Origin of the sequence: Gimesia maris, assembly GCF_008298035.1 — a bacterium.
GTDB classification, from domain to species: Bacteria; Planctomycetota; Planctomycetia; order Planctomycetales; family Planctomycetaceae; genus Gimesia; species Gimesia maris.
The window spans coordinates 6,425,271-6,448,617 of record NZ_CP042910.1 but is presented as its reverse complement, the minus strand read 5'-3'; the positions used below and the strand labels follow the sequence as shown (position 1 = coordinate 6,448,617).

At 51.3% G+C, this 23,347-nt stretch carries 23 protein-coding genes; 16 read left to right on the top strand and 7 right to left on the bottom strand.

Annotated elements, in window-relative coordinates:
* Window positions 1–275 precede the first annotated feature (275 nt).
* The 9 genes from GmarT_RS23965 (at window position 276) to GmarT_RS23925 (ending at window position 6,888) form a co-directional block, all read left to right on the top strand.
* Window positions 276–725, top strand: a complete 450-nt coding sequence (locus tag GmarT_RS23965; protein ID WP_002649291.1) for a protein tyrosine phosphatase family protein — start codon at window positions 276–278, stop codon at window positions 723–725.
* A 33-nt stretch (window positions 726–758) separates the two neighbouring features.
* Window positions 759–2,174, top strand: a complete 1,416-nt coding sequence (locus tag GmarT_RS23960) for an MBL fold metallo-hydrolase (RefSeq protein ID WP_002649292.1) — start codon at window positions 759–761, stop codon at window positions 2,172–2,174.
* A 27-nt stretch (window positions 2,175–2,201) separates the two neighbouring features.
* The gene (locus tag GmarT_RS23955) at window positions 2,202–3,515 is read left to right on the top strand and encodes an APC family permease (protein WP_002649293.1); all 1,314 of its coding nucleotides are present in this window, start codon (window positions 2,202–2,204) and stop codon (window positions 3,513–3,515) included.
* Window positions 3,516–3,758: 243 nt separating this feature from the next.
* The gene (locus GmarT_RS23950) at window positions 3,759–4,058 is read left to right on the top strand and encodes a Rho termination factor N-terminal domain-containing protein (protein ID WP_002649294.1); all 300 of its coding nucleotides are present in this window, start codon (window positions 3,759–3,761) and stop codon (window positions 4,056–4,058) included.
* Window positions 4,059–4,181: 123 nt separating this feature from the next.
* Window positions 4,182–4,829 carry a class I SAM-dependent methyltransferase gene (locus tag GmarT_RS23945; RefSeq protein ID WP_002649295.1) on the top strand — a complete coding sequence of 216 codons (648 nt, stop codon included), beginning with the start codon at window positions 4,182–4,184 and terminating at the stop codon, window positions 4,827–4,829.
* Between the two features lie 176 nt (window positions 4,830–5,005).
* A complete protein-coding gene (locus GmarT_RS23940; protein WP_002649296.1) occupies window positions 5,006–5,344 on the top strand; it encodes a DUF7710 domain-containing protein in 339 nt (112 codons plus the stop codon).
* Window positions 5,301–5,663: a hypothetical protein gene (locus tag GmarT_RS23935; RefSeq protein ID WP_002649297.1), complete on the top strand. Its 363-nt coding sequence runs from the start codon at window positions 5,301–5,303 to the stop codon at window positions 5,661–5,663. The genes GmarT_RS23940 and GmarT_RS23935 overlap by 44 nt, the downstream gene beginning before the upstream one ends.
* Before the next feature lie 29 nt (window positions 5,664–5,692).
* On the top strand, window positions 5,693–6,529 hold the full coding sequence (locus GmarT_RS23930) for a hypothetical protein (protein WP_002649298.1): 837 nt from the start codon (window positions 5,693–5,695) through the stop codon (window positions 6,527–6,529).
* A gap of 14 nt (window positions 6,530–6,543) precedes the next feature.
* On the top strand, window positions 6,544–6,888 hold the full coding sequence (locus tag GmarT_RS23925) for a hypothetical protein (protein WP_002649299.1): 345 nt from the start codon (window positions 6,544–6,546) through the stop codon (window positions 6,886–6,888).
* 11 nt (window positions 6,889–6,899) lie between these two features.
* On the opposite strand, the gene GmarT_RS23920 is transcribed toward GmarT_RS23925, so the two are convergent.
* The gene (locus GmarT_RS23920; RefSeq protein ID WP_002649300.1) at window positions 6,900–7,457 is read right to left on the bottom strand and encodes a fused DSP-PTPase phosphatase/NAD kinase-like protein; all 558 of its coding nucleotides are present in this window, start codon (window positions 7,455–7,457) and stop codon (window positions 6,900–6,902) included.
* Window positions 7,458–8,029: 572 nt separating this feature from the next.
* On the opposite strand from GmarT_RS23920, the gene GmarT_RS23915 reads away from it, so the two are divergent.
* From GmarT_RS23915 to GmarT_RS23895, 5 genes are all read left to right on the top strand, one after another.
* On the top strand, window positions 8,030–8,773 hold the full coding sequence (locus tag GmarT_RS23915) for a type 1 glutamine amidotransferase (protein ID WP_149303335.1): 744 nt from the start codon (window positions 8,030–8,032) through the stop codon (window positions 8,771–8,773).
* Between the two features lie 34 nt (window positions 8,774–8,807).
* Window positions 8,808–10,157 (top strand): glycosyltransferase family 4 protein, encoded by a 1,350-nt coding sequence (locus tag GmarT_RS23910; protein WP_002649302.1) that lies wholly within the window; start codon window positions 8,808–8,810, stop codon window positions 10,155–10,157.
* 220 nt (window positions 10,158–10,377) lie between these two features.
* The gene (locus GmarT_RS23905) at window positions 10,378–11,586 is read left to right on the top strand and encodes a 2,3-bisphosphoglycerate-independent phosphoglycerate mutase (RefSeq protein WP_002649303.1); all 1,209 of its coding nucleotides are present in this window, start codon (window positions 10,378–10,380) and stop codon (window positions 11,584–11,586) included.
* Between the two features lie 246 nt (window positions 11,587–11,832).
* Window positions 11,833–12,489 (top strand): MotA/TolQ/ExbB proton channel family protein, encoded by a 657-nt coding sequence (locus GmarT_RS23900; protein ID WP_002649304.1) that lies wholly within the window; start codon window positions 11,833–11,835, stop codon window positions 12,487–12,489.
* Entirely contained in the window at window positions 12,486–13,370 is an 885-nt protein-coding gene (locus GmarT_RS23895; protein ID WP_002649305.1) for a hypothetical protein, read from the top strand. The genes GmarT_RS23900 and GmarT_RS23895 overlap by 4 nt, the downstream gene beginning before the upstream one ends.
* 5 nt (window positions 13,371–13,375) lie before the next feature.
* Here GmarT_RS23895 and GmarT_RS23890 read toward each other — a convergent pair whose 3' ends face one another.
* Window positions 13,376–14,560: a glycine C-acetyltransferase gene (locus tag GmarT_RS23890; protein ID WP_002649306.1), complete on the bottom strand. Its 1,185-nt coding sequence runs from the start codon at window positions 14,558–14,560 to the stop codon at window positions 13,376–13,378.
* 58 nt (window positions 14,561–14,618) lie between these two features.
* Entirely contained in the window at window positions 14,619–15,650 is a 1,032-nt protein-coding gene (tdh, locus tag GmarT_RS23885) for an L-threonine 3-dehydrogenase (protein ID WP_002649307.1), read from the bottom strand.
* A 135-nt stretch (window positions 15,651–15,785) separates the two neighbouring features.
* Between tdh and GmarT_RS23880 the strand changes: the two genes are divergently transcribed.
* Window positions 15,786–16,403 (top strand): helix-turn-helix domain-containing protein, encoded by a 618-nt coding sequence (locus GmarT_RS23880; RefSeq protein WP_002649308.1) that lies wholly within the window; start codon window positions 15,786–15,788, stop codon window positions 16,401–16,403.
* A 9-nt stretch (window positions 16,404–16,412) separates the two neighbouring features.
* Here the strand turns inward: GmarT_RS23880 and GmarT_RS23875 are convergent, their stop codons facing one another.
* The 4 genes from GmarT_RS23875 to GmarT_RS23860 all read right to left on the bottom strand — a co-directional run bounded on the left by GmarT_RS23875 (window position 16,413) and on the right by GmarT_RS23860 (window position 21,129).
* On the bottom strand, window positions 16,413–17,453 hold the full coding sequence (locus tag GmarT_RS23875; RefSeq protein ID WP_002649309.1) for a bile acid:sodium symporter family protein: 1,041 nt from the start codon (window positions 17,451–17,453) through the stop codon (window positions 16,413–16,415).
* Between the two features lie 38 nt (window positions 17,454–17,491).
* Window positions 17,492–19,183, bottom strand: coding sequence for a tetratricopeptide repeat protein (locus GmarT_RS23870; RefSeq protein WP_002649310.1), 1,692 nt, complete (start codon window positions 19,181–19,183; stop codon window positions 17,492–17,494).
* A gap of 142 nt (window positions 19,184–19,325) precedes the next feature.
* Window positions 19,326–20,186, bottom strand: coding sequence for a 3-deoxy-8-phosphooctulonate synthase (kdsA, locus tag GmarT_RS23865; protein WP_002649311.1), 861 nt, complete (start codon window positions 20,184–20,186; stop codon window positions 19,326–19,328).
* A gap of 67 nt (window positions 20,187–20,253) precedes the next feature.
* The gene (locus GmarT_RS23860) at window positions 20,254–21,129 is read right to left on the bottom strand and encodes a diacylglycerol/lipid kinase family protein (protein ID WP_002649312.1); all 876 of its coding nucleotides are present in this window, start codon (window positions 21,127–21,129) and stop codon (window positions 20,254–20,256) included.
* Between the two features lie 504 nt (window positions 21,130–21,633).
* Here GmarT_RS23860 and GmarT_RS23855 point away from each other — a divergent pair.
* Entirely contained in the window at window positions 21,634–23,265 is a 1,632-nt protein-coding gene (locus tag GmarT_RS23855; protein WP_230682423.1) for a hybrid sensor histidine kinase/response regulator, read from the top strand.
* Window positions 23,266–23,347 lie beyond the last annotated feature (82 nt).

Below are 23,347 nucleotides of genomic sequence, written 5' to 3'. Positions count from 1 at the left end.
AAGCGAGAATGACCACACATCAGGTTAGGCGTATTGAAACCACAAATATCACGCAATGTGTTTCAAAAAACCAGCTCAGGCGGTAGTCCGACGACCATTCTGGTAGTTCATCAGTCAATCTGAATATCAATCACTCTCACTGTTTCGTTCTCCTCGTTTCAATTTCCCTGTAAATGAAATGGTTTGTCACTGAATGAATCGCTGGCATGCGTTTTGCAATTCTATGCGACCTGTAATGGTACGAACTATTTGATCATTAACAGGGAGAATCAAAGATGGAAGGCACAATGAAAATTAATGAAGAAGTAACCGTCGGTCCACAGCCCAATCATAAGGAGATCTACGAATTCGGAAAGAATGGCTTTAAGACCATCGTTAATTTCCGTGCACCTCACGAAAAAGACCAGCCGATTAACCCCCAGGCCGAGGAGCAAATCGTGAAGGGAGCAGATATGGAGTATCTGCATATTCCCGTCTCGATGAATTCACTGGATGAATCACTCGTCGATCAGTTTCGGGAACAGTATGAGGCTCTCCCTAAGCCCATTTTTGCCCATTGTAAAAGTGGTAAACGAGCGGGTGCCATGGTGATGATGGATCTGGCGGTCAAACAGGGAATGAGTGGCGAACAGACTCTGCAGAAGGCCGAAGAGATGGGGTTCGAATGCGAGAAGCCCGAGTTGATTGAGTTCGTGAAAAAATACGTCGATACTCACTCCAATTGAATTTTGACTGAAGCAATAGAAGGTTTATCTGTCATGAAGTTTTACGAACGATTTGTTCCAGGGCTCGCTATCGTTTCCTATCTGATTGGAGATGAAAAAACAGGTGAAGCCGTGGTAATTGATCCCACGCGTGATGTCGACGACTTCATTGATTATGCCCGAGAACACGATTTGCATATCAGGCATATCATCGAGACGCATATTCACGCTGATTTTGTCTGCGGTTCGCGCGAGTTAAAAACGCGTCTGGATGACCAGCCTCTGATCTATTGTTCGTCTTATGGTGGTGCAGACTGGAATCAGTCTTTCGCGGATCGGCAGGTAAAAGAATCTGATTCGATTCAAATGGGGGACTTGAAGCTGGAGTTCCGGCATGTTCCCGGACATACGCCCGAGCATCTGGCAGTGTTGCTGTTTGATCAATCACGCAGTGAAACGTCACCCTGGTGCATGTTCACCGGCGATTTTCTGTTTGTAGGCGATGTCGGGCGTCCCGACCTGTTGGGGGAAGAGGAAAAACAGAAACTCGCCCGTCAGCTTTATGACAGTGTCTTCAATCAACTGGAGGGAGTCCCCGATTATACGGAAATCTATCCCGCTCATGGCGCTGGTTCCCTGTGTGGAAAAGCCATCGGTTCCCGCCGATCATCCACGCTGGGATACGAGCGGCATTTTAGCGAGGCTTTCAAACAAGCTCCTGTGGAAGAATGGATCGACCAGTTGCTGGAAGACATGCCGCTTTCGCCTCCCTATTTTAAACGGATGAAACAAGTGAATAAAGAAGGGCCGGCCATCATCGGCCCGAAATTGCCGGGGCTCGAGCGCTGGCAGGCAGATCAGATTCATCAGCGCGTCTGTGAAGACTGTCTGATTCTGGATGTGCGTTCCAAAGAAGCTTTTGCCGCGGCTCATATTCCCGAATCGATCAATATCCCGTTCGGCTCCAATCTTCCGGTTTGGGCAGGCTGGGTCTTACCCTATGATCGCCCCGTCCTGCTCATCGTGGATGACGAGGTGCAGGTCAAAGATGTCGTATGGCACCTGTTGCGGGTCGGCTTTGATGATCTGCAGGGATATCTGGAAGGCGGCATTAATTCCTGGGAAACCGCCGGCTATCCCTTGGGAAAACTGAAAACAATGTCCGTCCATCAATTGCAGGAAAAGCTTTCGCAACAGGACCAGTTGACCGTGCTGGATGTTCGTACCGATCAGGAATGGAATCAAGGACATATCGAGGGAGCCTTACATATTCATGGAGGTACTTTGCAGGAGAGGGTTGGTGAACTGGAGTCGGATAAACCAGTGGCTGTCATCTGTGGTTCGGGATACCGCGCCTCGATCGCTTCCTCCTTTCTGAAAAGGAAAGGTGTGGAAGATGTCACCAATATCATCGGAGGCATGTCTGCCTGGCAGGCAGCGGAGTTACCTGTCACAAAAAAATCGAATTGAAATTGTCAGTAAAGAACACATGGTAGAATGGAACATGCGAGCGAGTCTTCACCCGATTACCAGAAAAACAGTCTCACATTAACCGGCGCTGTCGCGATGGGAATTGGCGTCATGATTGGCGCCGGTATCTTTGCTCTCACAGGACAGGTGGCTGAACTGGCACAGTCCTGGTTTCCACTTGCCTTCCTGGCGGCGGGAATCATCGCAGGCTTCAGTGCGTATTCTTATGTGAAGCTGGCAAACGCTTATCCCTCGGCAGGTGGCATCGCCATGTTTCTCAAACAGGCTTATGGTAAGTCCACCATGACAGGGGCCTGCGCCCTGTTGATGTATTTCTCCATGATCATCAATGAGAGCCTGGTCGCCCGCACTTTTGGAACTTACACCCTGCAGTTGTTTCAGGTTGAAAACAGCGAGTGGCTGATCGTGGTACTGGGGGTTGGTTTACTGGGCTTTGCATTCCTGATTAATATCCTCAGCAATCAGTACATTGAATCCATTTCTTATATTACTGCATTTATCAAAATTGCCGGCATTGCTATTTTCGCTGTCGGCGGAATTTGGGCAGCCGGGTTCTCCTTCGAAAACAGTTCGTCTGCATCTGCTCAATCGGGGCCTGGAGGCTTTCTGGGTGGCGTTGCGCTTGCCATCCTGGCCTTCAAAGGATTCACCACGATCACAAACAGTGGTAGTGAGATTAAAGATCCTCACAAAAATGTAGGTCGGGCAATTACGATTTCGATTTGCCTCTGCCTCGGCTTATATATGCTGGTGACTCTCGCAATCAGGGGAACACTTTCGATCGATGAGATTGTCAAAGCCAGAGATTATTCGCTGGCACGTGCTGCCCAGCCAGCCTTTGGAGAGTATGGACTCTGGTTTACTGTCGTGTTTGCAATTGTGGCGACCGTATCGGGAGTGATCGCCAGCGTATTTGCGGTTTCACGCATGCTTGCCATGCTTACGGATATGAAGCTGGTGCCCCATTCTCATTTCGGGATGCCGGGAGACATTCAGAAGCATACGCTGGTTTATACAGTCGTACTGGCGATTATTTTTACCATCCTCTTTGACTTGAGCCGCATTGCTTCGCTGGGAGCCATTTTTTATATCATTATGGATATTGCCATACACTGGGGCGTCTTTCGATATCTCCGCAAGGAAGTCAGTGCCAGTGCAACAATCCTGATTACTGCCATGCTGCTGGATGTCATCGTGCTGATTGCTTTTATCATCGTAAAAGTTCAGTCTGACCCCCTGGTAATTATGATTGCTCTCCCGGGGCTGCTACTGATATTTCTCGGTGAGTGGCTCTTTCTCAGAAATCAAAAGCAGGAATAACTGGTTCCTCGTCCACCAGAGTGGTTTACGACCAAGCAGTGACGACATTCCCTGCCAAATCCGTTAATTGCTTCTGCATCGGAGATGCTCGTCCGGTTCGACCCCTGTTTTGCAATGCCAGGGGGAATCCCCTGCTTTCTTATTTAATGAACCGTTGTTTTGGCACAAAATGTGCGAAATTATCTTGGTGCTTCAATAGTACAGCTTCAAACATTGCAACCCGCCTGAACAGGAGTAAGGGTTATGCCTACAGCATGGAATGAGAAAGATGAGAGACAGTATCAGCACATTAAAGAGAGTGCGCTTGACCGAGGCCGTTCGGAAGACAAAGCCGAAGAGATTGCTGCCCGGACCGTCAATAAACAGAGACGGCAGGCCGGTAAGACACCCAATCAAACGACGCAGGGTACGGGAAACCCCAATTCGAGGCTGGAAGACCGGACGGTCGACGAGCTGCAGAATCTGGCAGCAGAGAACAACATTCAAGGTCGCAGCAAAATGAAGAAGGCTGAACTGATCGATGCTCTGCGTGATAAGCAATAGCAGCCCTTAAAAGGGTCAAACCAAAAATCAATTTTCAGGACTGGAAGATGAGTACTGGTTCAATTAAATTTGAACTCTGATGCAATCTAAACTTTTTCATTCCAACTAACCAGGATTCAAGAGATGAGCAGTACTCAACTTTCATCACAGGAGTCGGCATCGCGACCGTCGGTGATTCCCTGTTTTCTCCGGGGGTTCTTTGAGAACCCGTTGCAGGTTGCTTCATTCGTTCCAAGTTCAGTTTACCTGCAGCGAAAACTGAGTTCCCTGGCCTGCCTGCAGACGGCCCGCTGCGTGGTGGAACTTGGCCCGGGGACAGGGGAAACCACAAGAGCCCTGCTGGAGGCAATGCCGGCAGACTCTCAACTTCTTTGCGTGGAAGTGGTTTCAGAGTTTGTGGCGCGCCTGCAGGAGTTTGCAGATCCCCGTGTGACGGTTGTGGAAAACTCTGCCCTGGCGCTCAAATCAATTTTGCAGCAGAAGAAGTTTCCCGCCCCCGAGGTGATTGTCTCCGGCGTTCCCTTTTCGGTGATGACTCCCGAAGAAGGTCGTCAGCTGATTCAGACCATTTATCAGGTACTGGCCCCGGGTGGCGCATTCGTCACGTATCAGTTTCGCAACAATGTCTGTGAACTCGCCGCAGACTGTTTCGGTACCCCCCAGAGTCGAGAACTGGTATTATGGAACCTGCCTCCCCTGGATGTTTATCTCTGGAAAAAAGCTGAGCGGAAGACGCAGAAGAGATTGCCCACCGCTCCGCTCAAGGCCTGACCAGTTGCAGTCGGTTGAAATTGATTGCTGTTATTTTTTGTGAAAATTGATAACATCAACTCTGGCTCATCGCGAACATTTTCATTCGATGCATGTCAATTCTATATTGCAGTCATCGAAGAATTTGGAAAGTCGAATGGAGAAAGTATGCAGGGGCCAGTTTAAAGATTTTACTTATGCCGCCAATTCATAATCCTGACTCGATCTGGGTATTTCATGGTGAAGCCGCACAATTTAGCGGTGGTCTGTTTTCATCCAGAGCGAAAGCAGAAATCTGGATAACCCGGCATCAATTGACGGGAATTTTAACCCGTTACCCCTTAGATACCGGCGTTTACGACTGGGCCATCGATCAGCAGTATTTCCTACCCCGGAAAGAGTATCAGCGCAGCCCCCGGTTTATTGGACGCTTCACCAGCGCAAGCCAGGAGCACGAACATTACGTAAATGGGAAGCGGGAGGGGGATTCTGATGAGTTTTCAACTGAAACCGGGAACAACATTTCTGATCAATGACGAATTGATTGAAAATTTCCCCTGGTATGATTTTTCAGATGTCTCTGACATTGCGATCGACTGGCACGACCGTCGTTCTCCCACAGTAAAATTGACTGTCTCCTGTACGTCACAGCCTGAACGTTCGGCTGTAATCCGACTGAAAAAGGTAACTGAATGCAAGCTTCCTGAAATGGGATTGCGTCTGTTGCAGTTTTCACATTTGATTCTGGAAAATGTTCGCTCACAGCAATGGGAGAATGTCTGGTATCGAATCTATGATCTGGACTTCCAGGAGCCTTCATTCCGTTTTAGGTCAGGCCACATTGAAATTCAGTAGTCACAACACAAACAGAAATCGGAGTGTGGATGGTTTTAAAAAAGCTGGTTCAGCTCAATGATTCTCTGGAAACACTGGTTTGGGGAACACGCGAGCCCGTCACTTCACTGATGGAAAAGGGGCAACTTCCTGCTGGATGGTCGGAACGCTACTTTCAACTTCTGACTGCTGCTGAGAGTTGTCTTTTCGTGAGCAATACCTGGCCGAAGCGTCTGTTTTTATCACTACATTTTGCTTCCTGCTATCTTCCACTCCGTTATGAGGTCTGGATCGCTGCGGGAAATTGTCGCTCACTGCAAACTCAGCAGGAACTGGGGGAGATCAGTCGCACGACGGAAATTCTGTTCTGGAACACGCTTCTTGAGCACCGTTGTTTTATCGAGTTCGAAGCTTTCACGGGGGAGCAGAAAAGACTGTTTGATCTGGCTTTGGGTGATGGCTGTCCACTGCATGTTTCAAATAATCCCGATGGATTGAAAGAATGGAGAGCGGAATTAACTTCCTGTCTGCAGCAGTTAGAACGAACATATAGTGATTCAGCAGACTGGCCCGCCTGGATTCTGATCACGATCCATTTCGTCTCGTTCTATCTTGACTTGGCATTGAAGAAGCGGATCAGGCAGAGCCATGAGTTGCATTCTGATTTTCAATCGCAGTCTCAAATTGATCATCTCTGTAAACGTTTGTCCGAGCAGTTTCCCCACCAGTGGCTCGAATTGTTAACCCGGCTTTGGCTGGAATCAACGCATTGCAGCAGGGACGCATCCGGATTACCCGTGGTCGAGTCGCTGCCAACTCAGAGGGCAAGCACTGTTTCGCCTCGCACTGTTTGCGAAGTCCTGCTGTTTCAACCAGATCGAACCTGAATGAAGAACCTCCGATGAAAAATACTAACCCCGATACCTGGCAGATTCCTCCGAGTTGGCACCACGACATTGAACTCCAGGCCACATTGGAATTACAGGCTTTACGGAAAATTTCTCAAGCAGTGCTTGATCTCAGTTCAGACTTCTCGGTTGAACTGGATCTGATCGAACCGGGATACCTGAAGGTCAATGTATTTCATAAACAGACTCGACTGGCTGAAGTCTATGCGAACATTGAAGCAACTGGTCTGGTCTATACTCTTTACGCTCCCATCGAAGATGCGCGAGAAGAGGAATTCCATTTTCGCACGGTTGACGAAGGAGTCGACATCCTCAAAAAAGCAGTATCGCGTACCTGACAACAGAATGGCTACTTCTTCTGTTCGGTGATATACGCTTTTGCTTTTTCGATATAACCGGGTGTTTTCAGGCCCACCTGTTGGGCTTCTTTTAACGCCGCATCATAGTCGAGGTCGTCGTCCAGCACGCGATGCACGAGCCAGATGGCTCCTACTCTGTTGGCGGAAGCAGAATGCAGAATCAGCGGGTGTCGGGCCTGATCGTTCAGGACGCTGCGACACTGATCAAAGACCGCCGGGGTTAAGGTGTCGGGAGTCAGAAACGGGATCGCCACATAATCCAGTTCCAGCATCCGGACAAACCCCCCTTCATCCCAGTCCAGTTCTTTTTCGGTACGCAAATTGACGACCGTTTTGACGCCATCCTTCTGAATCAGCCGAAAATCTTCTTTGGTTGGCTGGCCTGCGAGGTAGACCAGCTTGCTGCGATACAGTGGGGTGATCTGACCCAGGGAAATCGATTTCAATTCCTGTGGCTTTGCATCTGCGTCCGGCTCTGCTGAAGCGGGCAACGTGCATGAGATCAGGCCCAGGAACATCAGCGATTTGAGTAAGGGTAACTTTTGCATGACTTGTTCCTTCGAGTGAGAGGCATTGGTCCAGACCCGTTACCTGTCATTATACCCGAAAGAAACACAGCAGATACAAAAAAACGCCAGTCAAGACGAGTTGACTGGCGTGAATAATCATGCATTGAAGAGGTTAAAAAAAGGAAACAGATAATCCTCTCAGGAGATAACGCATGAGATAAAAACAAATTTTGTTGATGGGTCTACTATCTTTTGATGGATCAAAATTGTCAAGTCAAATATAAATACTAAATGAAATCTTTGGGAAATTTTCTGATTATTGTCCGGTTGTCTGCACAACCGCATCGGTATGTCACCGACAGACTGTCACCCTCGGTGAAAACTGACTGCCTTGATAGGAATTTCTCCTGGGAAAATGTAATATAAACCAACTGGAAATGATGCCGGATCTGGTTTGTGGAACTCGATGCATACCCGGGAAGTTTTGAATTTCAGGCCTGATCTCGCGAGAATCGCACTACAATACGAACATGAATTTGGATCTCTGCTGTTACTGGCGTTATGAGCACCAGGGGTTTCGGGTTCATCGAATCATAATTGATCGGACTTTGATGTTAGAACCACTACGTTATTTATTGCTGCAGGTGCGTAACGCCGACGATCCGATGTTAAAGCAGGAAGTTGCCTGTTTTGCGGAGATTCTGGAATCAGACATCAGCCAGATTGAGGTATTCGATCTGCTGGGGGGACCGCTGCAGGAACATGATCTGATAGAGACTGATGTCGTACTGATTGGAGGTAGTGGAGACTACTCTGCTGCCGGTGAAGGGGACTGGCTGGAAGTGGCTCTGGACAGTCTGCGACTGGTTCACGATTCCCGCAAGCCGACATTTGCATCCTGCTGGGGATTCCAGGCAGTTGCCCGGGCGCTGGGAGGGCGTGTGGTTCACGATATTGAAAAAGCAGAACTTGGCGTGCATCATGTCAGGCTGACGGCCGCCGGTACAGCCGATCCGGTGTTTGGTCCTTCAGGACCTGTTCTTCAAGGTCTGATGGGACACGAAGATACAGTGATTGAACTGCCTCCGGGGACCGAACTGCTGGCCTCGACAGAACGGGTGCAGAACCAGGCTTACCGATTTCTGGATCGTCCCATTTACTGCACGCAGTTTCATCCGGAACTCAATCGTAAGTCGTTTCTCGGGCGATTGCAGACGTATCCCAAGTATGTCGAAAAAATCGCGGGCCTGTCGCTGGATGACTTTCGACATTCCATTCATGATACACCTGAAGCCGCCGCTCTGTTAAAACGATTTGTGCAACAGATTGCACCACTCCATCTGGATCAAACCTGAAGCGATCTTACGCTCACCGCCAGGCAGAGAGTTTATGTCAGAACCATCATCCCAAAAATTACATGTGGCCATCATCACCTCGGGAGGCGCCGGGATGTTCTGTGGTGCCTGTATGCACGACAACACCTGGACCCGGGCCATGATGCTGCAGGGCGCGGAAGCTACGCTGGTCCCCACATATACCCCGATTCGTGTGGACGAAGAAAATATGACAGGCTCTCCCGTTTTCCTGGGGGGGATCAATGTCTATCTGAATTATCGCTCGAAGCTCTGGCGTAAACTGCCCGGTTTCATGAAGCACTGGCTCAATGCGCCCTGGATTATCAATCTGGCCACAAAGTTTGGTGTCAGTAATGATGCTCACGAACTGGGAGCGCTGACCGTCACGCTGCTGGAAGGAGATCAGGGAGCCGAAGGCAGGGAGATTGAAGAACTGGCGCAGTTCCTGGGATCCCAGCTCAAACCCGACGTGATCTGCCTGAGTAATGCATTACTCTCCGGTACCATCAAAAAAATCAAAGAACATTATCAAGGTCCCCTGTTCTGTATTCTGCAGGGGGATGACGTCTTCCTGGAAGAACTGGGCGAGCCTTATCGCAGCCGTTCGCTGGAACTGATTCGCAACAACGTGCAGCAGGTCGATGGCGTGCTGGTTCACAGCGACTACTATCGCGAATTCATGTCCGGCTATTTGGATATGCCTGTCGAACACTTTCATAAAGTGCTGCTGGGAATCAATCTCGAAGGCCACGATGGCACCCCCGACGATCGCAGCGGTGAGCCCTTTACCATCGGCTTTTTCGCCCGGATCTGTAAAGAAAAGGGGCTCCATAATGTCGTCCAGGCATTTGAGATTTTTCACAAAGCCCATCCTGACAGCCGCCTGTGTGTTGGCGGTTTCCTGGGTAAGGAGAGCGAAGAGTACTTTCAAGAGACCACTAAAAATCTAAACGCCCTCAATGAGTCATACAAATACTGGGGCAGTCCCGCGACGCGCGAAGAAAAAATCGCCTTCTATAAGAGTCTGTCAGTACTCTCTGTGCCGACCGACTATCATGAACCCAAGGGACTGTTTGTTCTGGAAGCATTAGCGAACGGCGTGCCCGTCGTGCAGCCCGCCCATGGCGCGTTCCCGGAACTGATCGAACAGACCGCCGGCGGACTGCTGGTTCCCCCCGGAGATCCGCAGGCGCTCGCGGATGCCTGGGAACGACTGTACCAGGATCAGGAATACCGTCTCCAACTGGCCCGGCAGGGTTATGAACGTGTTCGTCAGTTCTATAATGCGGAACTGATGGCGACCGAAAGCCTGAGCTTCTTTCAGAAATGGGTCGATGCCGCGGGTTTAAGGCAGAACATTCCACAATTGACGCCCGATCCCTGATTGTCACTGCGTTCTGCTTAACAACGGGCGTAGAATTCTGTATTGTATAGACTGTGTCCAGTTTTACTGCAGCGTCTCCAGGTCCATTTGGACCGAGTAGATTAGATCGACAGGCGCTAAGGTTAATTGTGATGCGATCTAGCCTCCCGCTGACAGTACTGGTTCCCACTTGCGGACCACTGAATTTATAAACGTTCAATCATAAGGTATTGAGATTTCGATGGCAGACCTGCACGCGTTAATGAAAAAACTGCAAAAGAAGAATGATTCCAAAATCGTACTCCTCGTCTCGGATGGACTGGGGGGGCTGCCCCTGGAGCCGGGCGGAAAAACCGAACTGGAAACCGCGAACACTCCCAACCTGGATGCCCTCGCGAAAAAAGGAACCCTGGGACGCAGCATTCCCGTGATTCCCGGCATCACTCCCGGCAGCGGGCCCGGTCACCTGGGTCTGTTCGGTTATGATCCCCTCGAATTCAACATCGGTCGAGGAGTACTCGAAGCGCTGGGCATCGATTTCGAACTCGGTCCCGATGACGTCGCCATTCGTGGTAACTTCTGTACGCTCGACGATGACGGCAAGATTACTGACCGTCGCGCCGGGCGCATTCCCAGCGAAGTCGGCGCTGAACTCTGCAAGAAACTCGACAAAATCGAAATTCCCGGTGTCGAAGTATTTGTACGACACGTCAAAGAATATCGCCTGGTGATCGTCCTGCGGGCCAAAGGGCTGGGCGGTGACATCAACGATACCGACCCTCAGAAAACCGGCGTTCCTCCGCTGGAACCAGTCGGGCAGAACGAAGCTTCTGCGAAAACCGCTGTCCTCTGTAAAGAGTTCCTCAAGCAGGCCGGCGAGATTCTCAAAGATGATCATCCCGCAAACCTGCTTACCATGCGGGGCATTGCCAAGATGCCCGAGATTCCGACCTTCGAAGAAGTCTATGGCACCCGCGCTGCTGCGGTTGCCGTCTATCCAATGTACCGGGGACTGGCCCGACTGGTTAGTATGGACGTCAAAGACGCCGGTCAGACACTGGAGTCACAGATGGACTGCCTGGAAAAAATCTGGGATGACTATGATTTCTTTTTCGTGCATTACAAATACACCGACTCCACAGGGGAAGATGGAAACTTCGATGCGAAAGTCGCCCGGACGGAAGATGTCGATACCTGCATTCCCCGTATCACGGCACTTAACCCAGACGTGCTCATCGTCACTGGCGATCACAGTACGCCTGCCAAAATGAAGTCGCATAGCTGGCATCCCGTGCCCGTCCTGCTGTCTGCGGAAAATGCCCGCTTTGACGGCTGCCAGAGCTTCGGTGAATCGGAGTGCATTCAAGGCGGACTGGGCCAGTTTGAAGCCAAATATCTGATGTGGCTGGCCATGGCGCACGCCGGTCGACTGGAAAAATATGGTGCCTGATTTGAGAATGAATCAGCGTTAAACTAAAAAGGGATGCAGTCTTCCGCGTGAGGACTGCATCCTTTTTCGTTATATTCGTTGTGACTGGAAGAACTGCAGCGGTGCGAGACAATATCTTCAGGAATCTTCAAGGTGCAGAGGCATTGATGATCGATTCTATAAAAGAAACCGTTTCAATCATGCAGAAGCAGATACATTCCCTGAAACAGTGGAAAGCAGAAACACTTACTATAACGGGTGGAATTGATGTCGCAGTATTTAAGCCAGCTCTCCGGGCTCTCCACCATGGTCATTACCCTGGCCTGTGGAGCCCACCTGTTTTTTTTCTTTGTGCTCTGGGTCTGGTCCCGACGCGACCTGCGGGGCATCGCTTCTTCGCTGGACGATTTCACCCGTGGTCTGAAGCACCGCAGTCTGCTCGATTCGACGGGCCACCTGTCCGATCAGATCGAAGCGTTCCTGGCTGACGTGAATGAAACACTTGATCCGCAAGCCAATCCCGCCGACCGCAAAGCGCTTTCCGAACGGGTGCACATTCTGGATGAAAAACGCCGCTACCTCGACTCGCATTTTTTCGAGACCTGCTACAACATCTGCCGCACCATGATCGAAGCCTATCCCCTGGCAGGCGTGCTGGGCACGATTCTTGCGATGGGAGCCGCGCTGCAGGCCAACGCGGGAACTGAAACGACCAACGCCATCAGTTCGATAGTCAGTCATTTCGGCGATGCCATCTGGTCGACGTTTGCGGGCCTGGCTGCCGCCATCCTGCTGATGTTTGTCAACAGTGTTCTGGAGATGTCCTTCCTGGGACTGGTGGAAAATCGCCAGCATGTCCGCGATACCGTCGTCCGCGCCAAACGCGAGCTCGTGCTGGCCGGGGGAGGCGAGACACCTGCATGATCAGCCGTCGCCGCCTGACATTTCAACTGACTCCCCTGCTGGACCTGCTCCTGATCGTGATCTTTGCGCAGTTCATGGACACCCAGGAAACGACGGCGCGCATTGAGCAGCGTTCTCAGCAGCAGGTGACGCAGGCCGAACAGACCGCGAAAGCGCTCAGAGAAGAACAACGAATCGCACAGAATGAAATCGCCGAATTGAAACGATCAAAGCAGCAGGCCGTCATCGATGCGGTGCAGGCGGAACAGAACGCTATTAAGATGCAGGACCAGGCGCGTGTCAGTCAACAACTGGCAGAGAAGCAGAGCCGGGAACTCAACGAACAACTGGAGCAGACGCGGGAGCAACGTGATCTCGTCGGCGAAATGGTGCAGCAACTGTTTCAACTACCCGATGCACTGCTGGACCCCCTCTTAAAGGCCAAACCAGATCCCGATTCCGAACAGACGAAAGCGGAAATCGAGCGCATCAAAAAACAACTGCAGGAACTGGCGGGCGGCAAAGCCATCGACGTGGTCAAGCATTTCCTGACGTACGATGAATTGACCAAACGCAGTGATATCTGGGAGCTCTATCTGACAGAGAACGGTGTTTTTCGCCTGAAGATCGGCGATCAGTCCACCGAATTTCGGGCGGATTCTCCCCAGGAATTTGTCGACCGCTTTTACGCTGTCTACAAAACGGTGCCCCAGCCCAAGAGCCTGGTGATCATCCTCTTCTCATACGGCGACGCCCGCGCCTCCGTGCGGTTTGCTGCAACGCAAGGTCTGCCTCTGGTCGCCGAACGCATGCGAACCGACAGCAGCGGCCGGACCCGCTATGAATACGCGGTGATGGGCTTTGCTCCAGAGCGCAGTGCTGTCAAAAGCGAGTCGAACTGACGAAATTAAATTCCCAGTTCTGCTTTAACTTCTCTGAATTTCTCAATCGCAAAGTCCAGGTCTTCAATCGAATGGGCGGCTGAGATCTGGGTTCGAATCCGGGCTTTCCCTTTGGGAACCACCGGGAATGAGAACCCGATCACATAGATGCCTTTCTGCAGCAGCGCATCGGCCACGCGAGCTGCGAGAGCCGCATCACCCAGCATGATCGGTACGATGGGGTGCTCGCCGGGCAGGACATCAAAACCGACTTGGGAGATCCCAGCACGGAAGTGTTTCGTATTGGTTTCCAGATTGTCGCGGAGTTCCGTTGAAGCGGTCAACAAGTCAATGGCGGCAATCGAAGCTGTGACGATTGCCGGAGCCACGGAGTTGGAAAACAGATAAGGCCGCGAACGCTGTCTTAATAGTTCAATGATCTCTTTGCGTCCGCTGGTGTAACCACCGCTGGCACCGCCGAGCGCTTTGCCCAGCGTGCCTGTGATGATGTCAATCCGATCCATCACGTCATGAAATTCGTGGGTCCCTTTGCCATGCTGTCCCATGAATCCGACCGAATGGGAGTCATCCACCATTACCAGGGCATCGTATTTTTCCGCAAGATCACAGATGGCCGGCAGATTGGCAATGTAACCGTCCATCGAGAACACGCCGTCAGTCGCAATCAGACGATAGCGGGCCGACGAAGCGGCTTTCAACTGTTCCTCGAGATCCTGCATGTTGTTGTTTTTGTAGCGGAACCGCTGTGCTTTACACAGTCGCACGCCATCAATAATGCTGGCATGGTTCAGTTCATCCGAGATAATCGCATCTTCAGCCGTTAACAGCGTTTCAAACAGGCCGCCGTTAGCATCGAAACAGGACGTGTAAAGAATCGTGTCTTCGGTCTCCAGAAACCGGCTCAGTTTCTGTTCCAGCTGTTTGTGAATCGACTGCGTGCCACAGATGAAACGGACCGAGGAAAGACCGTAGCCCCACTCGTCCAGACCGGCATGGGCGGCGGCGATCACAGCCGGGTGTTCGGCCAGCCCCAGATAGTTATTGGCACACATATTCAGAACCGGCTCACCCTCCGCGACACGGATATGGGCATCCTGGGGTGTCGTGATGATCCGCTCTGACTTATAAAGCCCTTCCTCGCGGATCGACGAGAGTGTCTGTTCCAGTTCCTGTTTGATTGATCCATACATGAGACAAGTCCTGTTCCGTTCTGGTAGATTGAGTATTCATATAGTTGATAGAAGTTCGTTAAATATTGTTCCAGTCAAGAATGACCTTCCCGGACTGGCCAGACATCATCACATCAAATCCCGCTTCAAATTCACTGGCATGAAAGCGATGCGTGATGATGGGGCTGAGATCCAGTCCGCTTTGCAGCATGACCGTCATTTTATACCAGGTCTCATACATTTCGCGACCATAGATCCCCTTAATGGTCAGCATGTTGAACACGACCACGTTCCAGTCGATGGCGATTTCCTTTTCGGGAATACCCAGCATCGCAATCTTACCGCCGTGGCACATGTTATTCAGCATGTCCCGAAACGCCTGTGGATTCCCTGACATTTCCAGTCCGACATCAAAGCCTTCTGTCATGCCCAATTGCTGTTGCGCATCGGCAATGGTATTCTCGCGCACATCCAGTGCCAGCGTCGCTCCCATTTTACGGGCCAGGTCGAGACGATACGGGTTCACATCGGTCACAACGACATGCCGGGCACCCGCGTGTTTCACAACGGCGGCTGCCATCACACCAATCGGGCCGGCTCCCGTGATCAGGACATCTTCTCCCAGAACATCAAAAGAGAGAGCAGTGTGTACGGCGTTACCGAACGGATCGAAAATGGAAGCGACATCCCGGTTAATTGAATCTTCGTGATGCCAGATATTTGTCATCGGCAGGGAAATGTATTCTGCGAACGCACCGGGACGATTCACGCCGACGCCCCGCGTATGAGCACACAGATGCCGTCGACCCGCGAAGCAGTTGCGACAGCGTCCGCAGACTACGTGCCCTTCACCACTCACGATTTCGCCTGGCGTGTAGTCGACGACATTCGAACCGACCTCCACAATTTCACCGACAAATTCATGTCCCACAACCATCGGGACGGGAATCGTCTTCTGGGCCCAGTCGTCCCATTTGTAAATATGCACGTCCGTACCACAGATCCCGGTACGGTCGACTTTGATCAGCACATCGTTAATGCCAATCGTGGGAACAGGAACATCTTCCAGCCAAAGCCCCGGCTTTGACTCCTTTTTGACCAATGCTTTCATGATTGAACCCACCGCTCGGGAAAATTGGGAAATTTAACTCCGGAAAATCCTTTATATCGACTCTATATCCATTATAATAGATAACGATTATCCAATTTGCAAGAGTAAAAATCCATTATACTGGATCGTGAATTCATGTCGGCAAATCCCGCCAGAAAAAAAACTTCTGCGACAACAGGTTCCGAATTATCTCCTGATGAAATCAGCGGGCAGCTTTCGCAGCGCGTACGGGAACTGCGCAAAGAGCGGGGCTGGTCTCTCGATTCCCTCTCGGCCGCGTGTGGTGTGAGCCGTTCGATGCTCAGTCAGATTGAGCGTGGCGAAGCAAACCCGACACTGGCTGTGACCGTACGGATCTCTCAGGCGTTCGGCATCGCGTTGGGAGAACTGGTCGAAGCCCCGGTTTCTACTTCTGCAATCGAAGTCATCCGTGCCGAGGATCGGACGTTTCATTATCGCTCGGATGATGAATGCCGCATTCGTACGCTTTCTCCCCTGCACCTGGAAAAGGATGTGGAGTTCTACGAAGTTCAACTGCATGCGAATGGAAAACTGCAGAGTGCACCGCACTTTCGAGGCACCCGTGAGTTCCTGACCGTTGAGAAAGGAAAAGTCCAGGTCAACTCGGGAGAAGATACCACCCAACTGGGCCCGGGAGATTCTGCCAGCTACAGGGTCGATGTGCCCCATGCGATCATGAACATCGGTCGCGGCGAAGCAGTCCTGTTTCTGGTCGTCATTTACCAGAACTGAAAAAATCGGCTACTGTTCGCAGGCGGTCAGGCTCGGTTCTGATTCTGACTCGGGTGGTGACAGTTCGAGTTCAAAGTATTTTTCGCGATGTCGATCGGCCAGGATGGTGTCGATCAAGAACTGAGACGTGTGAAACATCAGTAGCGGAAAGACGGCGGACGGAATTCCTGCGTTCCCGAACATCGAGGCATCGGTGGCGACGAAGACGGCAATCGGCAACGTCTTCTGACTGCCGGCGATGGCGCTGGCGATCCGATCGCGCGGCGCAAAACCAAACGTTTTTCCCAGCAGCAGATTGGCAGCAAATCCGCTGACATGCACCACAATGCAACTGATCCACACGACGGCAACCGCTGCCAGCGAGATGCCGACTTCCGATGTCTGTATACCATATCCCGTCTGCACTGCCGCAAGCAGTACCATAAACAGCACAAAGACCAATGCCACGGTTCCCAGCCGGGAGGTAATCCGGTCTGCAAATGCTTTGATCTGCGAATTCATGCGAAGGATCTGTCCGAAGACGACAGGCAGCATCGCCGCGTAGAAAAGTTTGGTAATCATGGCGACACGATCGAATTCCACCTCACGTGACGTGATCAACAGAATCCAGAACGGAACCGTGAGAAAGCAGGCACCGTTGGTGATCATGGTGACCATCAGGGAGACGCCGTCATTGCCTCCCCCGCGACGGGTCCAGACCGAGGCGCCACACAGCGTGCAGGGCACACAGGCTATGATAATCAGGCCAATGCCAAAATCAGCCGTCAGTTGCAGCGGCAATAATGCCCAGGCAATCAGGGGTAAAAATACCACATTCGTTGCCAGTGACAGGATCAGTGGTCCCGGTTTTTTAAAGGATGTCAGCAGGTGTTCGGAATTCAGACTCAACGACATCAGAAACAGGACAATTGCCGTCAACCAGGAAGGACGGATGAACTGCTTCACCTGCGAAAGTGTCGCCTGGGATCCTTCATGGCCCGCGTAGACACCGATCGAAATCACAATTGTAATACAGACTAAAAACCAGCGACGACGAAGGAAGGCAAGCATGACTTAGATTTCAGTTGGAGGAGTGCCGCGATGAGCGTTTATTTTTTCGATGCATTGTCGCGAATCGTGCGCCACCGCTGTTCCAGGTAGGGGAATGCTGGTTTGAGTGCTGCAGGGGGTTTCGTCTCACCGACGGCAACAATCGCGCTGGAAAATTTCCCCGATTTTGCATCACTGAATGCCATCAGATACACGGCTGCAATCCTGCGTTCCTGATTCGCACCGGAATAGAGTCGTAAATAATCATTGAACGCCTGGCTGGCAGAAGCGTAGTCTCCCTGCAGATATTGACCTACCCCCAGGAAAAAGGTGGCATCATGGGCCGCCATCAGATGCATTAACCGCGTTTCCTGAGGAACAATCAGGTCGGACGGAAAGCCAGCCTCCAGTCGCGTGGTGACATAACTTTCGATGGCTGATTTCTGTTCTCCCAGTAATTGAGCAGTTCGCGTTTTCAGTAATTTCTTCGTGGGAGCACCCCAGGGGACGATAAATCCTTCCGGCGTTTCTTTTCTCAATTTCACATCGTAAGGCACTGGCGCGTGGAATGCTAATTTGAGTGAAGTGATTCGTTTCTTCAGATCACCGGTGACGGCTTGACTGCCCTCGATCTCTTTGTCAGGGGATTCCGACACCTTGATTTCCGCGTCTTTCAAAATTCCCTTCCCAATCGTCTGCAGATGTGAAATGAAACCGGGATCACCTTTAAATTCTTCCAGGTTACGGTACAGGACGAAGGTTTGTTTGCGTGATAGCGAATCTTCCAGATGCCGCATCCGGGTCGACCATTCACAACTGCGTCCTGTAATCAGGACCTGGGGGGCCTTCAGTTCTTCGGTTGAAAAGCGGTTAGCCGCTTCTTCTCCGTAAAAGTCTTTCAGAATCGCGGGAGACTTTAAGACCTCGGCCAGGGTTGCCGGGTTGGGAATCAGCACCGCATCGACAGGTTGATCTTTCGCGGGAATCGGCAGACCCAGCACGGGATCAAACAGGTAAATATCTTCGTTCAACAAGACGCCTACCAGTAATTTATAAGGAGCCTCTTTGGCAGGCTTCAACAGGACCGCGTCCAGTCGGAGTTGCCTGAGCATGTCGATATAGATCCAGGCGCGTTGTTCTGCAGAGCCGGCACCCAGAATACAGATTTCGTACGGGGTCAACGGGAGCACATTTTGCTGGTTGGTATTGAGCGCGATATTACTCATGCAGTAATAGAAGGCAGCCGTCACACGTTCGACATCATTCGATTTGCCTTCAATCGCGGCGTTGATCATACCGTTAAAAAGTTGTGAGTCACGGATGAATTTTGCATCAGACTCCGTAAATCGGGTCAAATCCATTTTCGCCAGTTGGGCCTCTCCCAGGTACTTTTTGAAAAATGGTTTCTGTGAATCCGTCAGGCTGGAAGCATCCGCATCAAGATTTCCACATTGTGATGCCCACTGATTCAACAGGCCCACTGCACGACCCACGAACGAACTGATTTCCAGTCGCTCAGGCTCCAGCATGCTCATCGCGTTATCAATGTAATTTTCACACTCATGATCACCCTGACTGGAAGCACTGGAATTACCGGCTGTTCCCTGGGATTTTTCTTTGTTCGCAGTCGATGAGGAAGGTGTCTGTTCTTTACAGCCGGAAATAGAGATCAGCAGGGCAAAGCAGAAAACACCAGAAATCATTCCCAGGCGGGGAGCAGAGTGGCGTCGTATCAGATTCGAGAGTGTCATATCAGTTGTGGCTTCATGGTACTGTACAGATCCGCCTTTCAGAAGACGGGCCTGTGTCTGTCAAAGATCGGTTAGGCCTCTGGAAGGAAATTCAATGAATCGTCAGAGGAGAACACGCTGTACCAGATACTATAACCAATTTTCAGGCAGATGGAATGTCTGATGTGCCACTGATTTCGTTGAACAGATCGCGGAATCTCTGCATCTGGATGGCAAAGCTGGCGAAATGATCCAGCGGAAGCATATTCGGGCCGTCACTGAGCGCCTGTGAAGGATCGGGATGCGTTTCTGCAAAAATTCCATCGCAGCCACAGGCCACGGCAGCCCGGGCCAGGAACGGTATCATTTCGCGGTCTCCTCCCGTTGATTTCCCCCCCGGTGTCTGGACACTATGGGTGGCATCAAAGATCACAGGGGGCCCCATCTGCTTCATAATTGGAATGCAGCGCATATCGTTGACCAGCCGACCGTAGCCAAATGTCGTTCCCCGTTCTGTCAGCAGCAGGCGGTCCAGCCCGAAGGCCTCGCATTTTTTTACCGCATGAATACAGTCCTCGGGAGCCACAAACTGAGGCTTTTTGATGTTGACCACACCATCGTATTGAAGCGCGGCTTTAGAAGCTGCTTCCAGTAAATCGGTCTGCCTCGCCAGAAATGCAGGGATCTGCAAAATCCGACAGACCTCAGCCGCAGGCGCCGCCTGGCAAGGCTCATGGATATCGGTCGTGACTTCCAGCCCCGTTTCCTGTTTCACTTTCGCCAGGATCTCCAGGCCGCGTTCGAGACCGGGGCCACGGAAGCTGTCAACACTGGTCCGATTGGCTTTGTCGAAGCTGCATTTGAAGATCAGCGACAGGTTTTCTTTCGAGGCAATTTCAGCAAGTCGTCTGGCAGTGGTCAGGACCAGTTCTTCACTTTCAATCACGCACGGTCCAGTAATGAAAACCAGTGGAAGATTTTTTCCGCATTGAACCTGACCGATTGAAACTGGGTTTTGTGACACCTGTGAATCCTTTCCAGCAGTATGACTTGTAATGTTGTTGAAGGAATTATGGTGGAATTCGCCGGGTTCAGCAAGGGACGATAAATCGCCCTGCCCGGGGGAGAACCGTTATTTCCAGCGGAGTCAGACCGGAAGCATCCCCGTCGGTCTGAACGGGCACCGGTTTCGCAGAACGAATCTGGATGCGATTTGCCTGAATCCGCAGTACATCAGGCGAATTCAAATGCGAGCCTCGTACGATCTGGTACAGGTATTTCAGCGTGCTGAACAGCCCTTTTTTCTTAAACAGAATCAGGTCGAGCAGTCCATCCTGATCGTTTGCTGAAGGGGAAAATTTCAAATTCAGCCCATAGGCGGGAATGTTGACGATGATGGCATGATAGGCGGTGAACTCTTCAGTACTCTGATCTGTAGAGATCAGCAGCCGTTCATACGGGTAGGAGCAAATCGTTCGCCAGATGGGCTTCAGATAACTCAGGTGAGAAATATTTCCTTTGCGGAATTCGGTCAGATCCGCCACGACTGCCGCGTCAAAGCCCACACTGGCCATCAGGATAAAACGTTTCTGCTGCATCTGACACAGGTCGACTTCACGTGTCGCACCCTCCTTGATCATTTCCGCGACGAAGACGCCTGAACGGGGGATTCCCAGGTACCGGGCCATCAGATTTTCGGTTCCCAGCGGGAGAATCGCGATTCGCTGGTCAGGATAACGGTTGATCAGATCCTGGACAGTCCCATCACCGCCGGCGGCCACCACGCAGAGAGGCGGGGCATCCGTAAACTGGTGACGCAGCAGTTTCTGCATACGTTCCCGGTTGGAAAACAGTCGCGGCCTGATCCCATTCTGCTTCAGGTGGCGGATCAAATCCATAATCAAAGAGGCACGGTTTCCTGTACCGGAGATCGGATTTCTTTGAATAGCGACCCAGGGTAAACTCATTGGCAGTCATTCTCTGTGCAGAGGCTGGTTGATGAAACGATTCGCTGGAATGGGGACCATTCATCAAAACAGGCGAAAAAACTTGAGATAAAATATCCGGAATCGGGCAGAATTTGAGGAAATTCCCAGATTCCTCTCGTTGGATCTTAATTTTGGATGACAGATAGCCGATTTCATAGGTACGATAACGTTATACTGTTTATGTTGTTCAAGATTTTGGTGAAAAGCATAAAAATCAGGACGTGTATTCTATCATTCGTGCCTGATTCTACGTAATACAAGTCTGGGACATCTTGTTTTCAAGCCGGTTGTTACTACAAATCAGTTAGGCCGGAAATACAACTGTCTCGATTCGTGATACAACATTAAGTGAAGCATCAAATGTCTTAGTGGACAAAGGCTGTTTTCGTAGTGACCAATCCGCAAAAAATTCTCTTCTGTGGGCCCTCAGACGATCAGACTTCTGAGTTGCGAGAACAGTTCTCCAATCAAGATTACCTGATCGTGACCTCGGAGAATCTGGCGGAAGGCATCGCTGAATTTGATCAGGGAAATATTTCTGCCCTGGTCGTGCCTGCCACTTCCGACACGCTACCCCTGGCGTTGATTCAATCGGGGACCCTGCTGGAATTCCTGCCGCATGCCGTGGTCGTTCTGGATGCCGACCTGCGAATCATCTGGTCGAACCATCAGTTGAGCCAGCTTTGCGGACAGGAAAACTCACTGATCGGTCATTCCTTCTATGATGCTTTTGGTGCTCCCGAAATTCTGGGCCCTGACTTCAGCCCGTTTCACTCCGCTTTCTCCACACGCAAGATTGCCAAGAGCGGACTGCGGGTGGGTGATAAGAGTTACTTTGATGTCGAGGTCATGCCGGTCCTGACTTCTTCTGACAGCAAAGAGGAACCGGCTTACCTGGTAGCCAGCGTGCGTGATATTTCGGAAGAGGTATTACAGCGTCAGAAACTCAATGCCATTTATCAGGCGGGACTCGAACTCGGTGATCTCTCACCCGAAGAAATCTTCGAGATGACGACCGAAGATCGTATCGAACTCCTGAAAGCCAAGATTCTGCATTACACTCAGGATCTGCTCGAGTTTGAAACCGTGGAAATTCGTCTGCTGGATAAAGCCTCGAATCGGCTCGATGTTCTGCTCGCTGTCGGCATGGAGCAGGTGGCAACCAACCGCACACTCTATGCAGATCCCGAAGCGAACGGCGTGACCGGCTTTGTCGCTGCGACGGGAAAAAGTTACCTCTGTGAAGACACGGCGCACGATCCCCTCTATATGTCAGGGGCTCCCAATGCCCGCAGTTCCCTGACGGTTCCCCTGAACCTGCACGATGAAGTATTGGGAACATTCAATGTGGAAAGTCCGCACGCGGGTGCCTTTGACGAAAATGATCTGCACTTCCTCGAGCTGTTCAGTCGCGAAGTCGCGATTGCCTTAAATACACTGGATCTGCTGGTTGTCGAAAAACTGACGACGGCTTCTGCCAGTACTGAATTGATTATGCGTGGGGTCGTTGATCCGGTGGATGAGATCCTCAACGATACGGCCTGGATTCTGGAGCGGTATATCGGTCACGAGCCAAGTGTGTGCGAGCGATTGCAGCGTATCCTTAAAGATACTCGCCACATTAAGCAACTGATTCAACAGGTGGGAGACGAAATGGCTCCCCAGACACCTCATCATCATAAAGTGCCCACGATGAGACAGGTGAATCCCAAACTGGTCAACAAGCGGATTCTGGTCGTCGACAGTGATGCCACTGTCAGACGGGCAGCACATGAACTGCTGGGCCGACTGGGCTGTGAGGTAGAAACCGCTCACGATGGAGAAGAAGCATTCCTGATGGTCCGCAGCTTTCATTATGATGTGGTCATCGCCGATATCCGGCTGCCCGATATGAACGGGTACGAATGCTTCGCCCAGATCCGGGAGATCCATGAGCACCTGCCTGTGATCCTGATGACAGGTTTTGGGTACGATCCCACGCACTCGATCGTCAAGGCCCGACAACTTGGTCTGAAATGCGTCCTCTACAAGCCGTTCCGCCTCGATCAACTTATTACCGGCGTTGAAAAAGCGGTCAGCATCTCTGAAGATATCGCTTCAGAAACCTCCAACTGAAGTTCCTGCCTCACGCTGATCCTGACGGACAGTGTTCCTTTCCCTCTTGCTCATTTTTTCCGTTTTCGCATTCCATACTCGA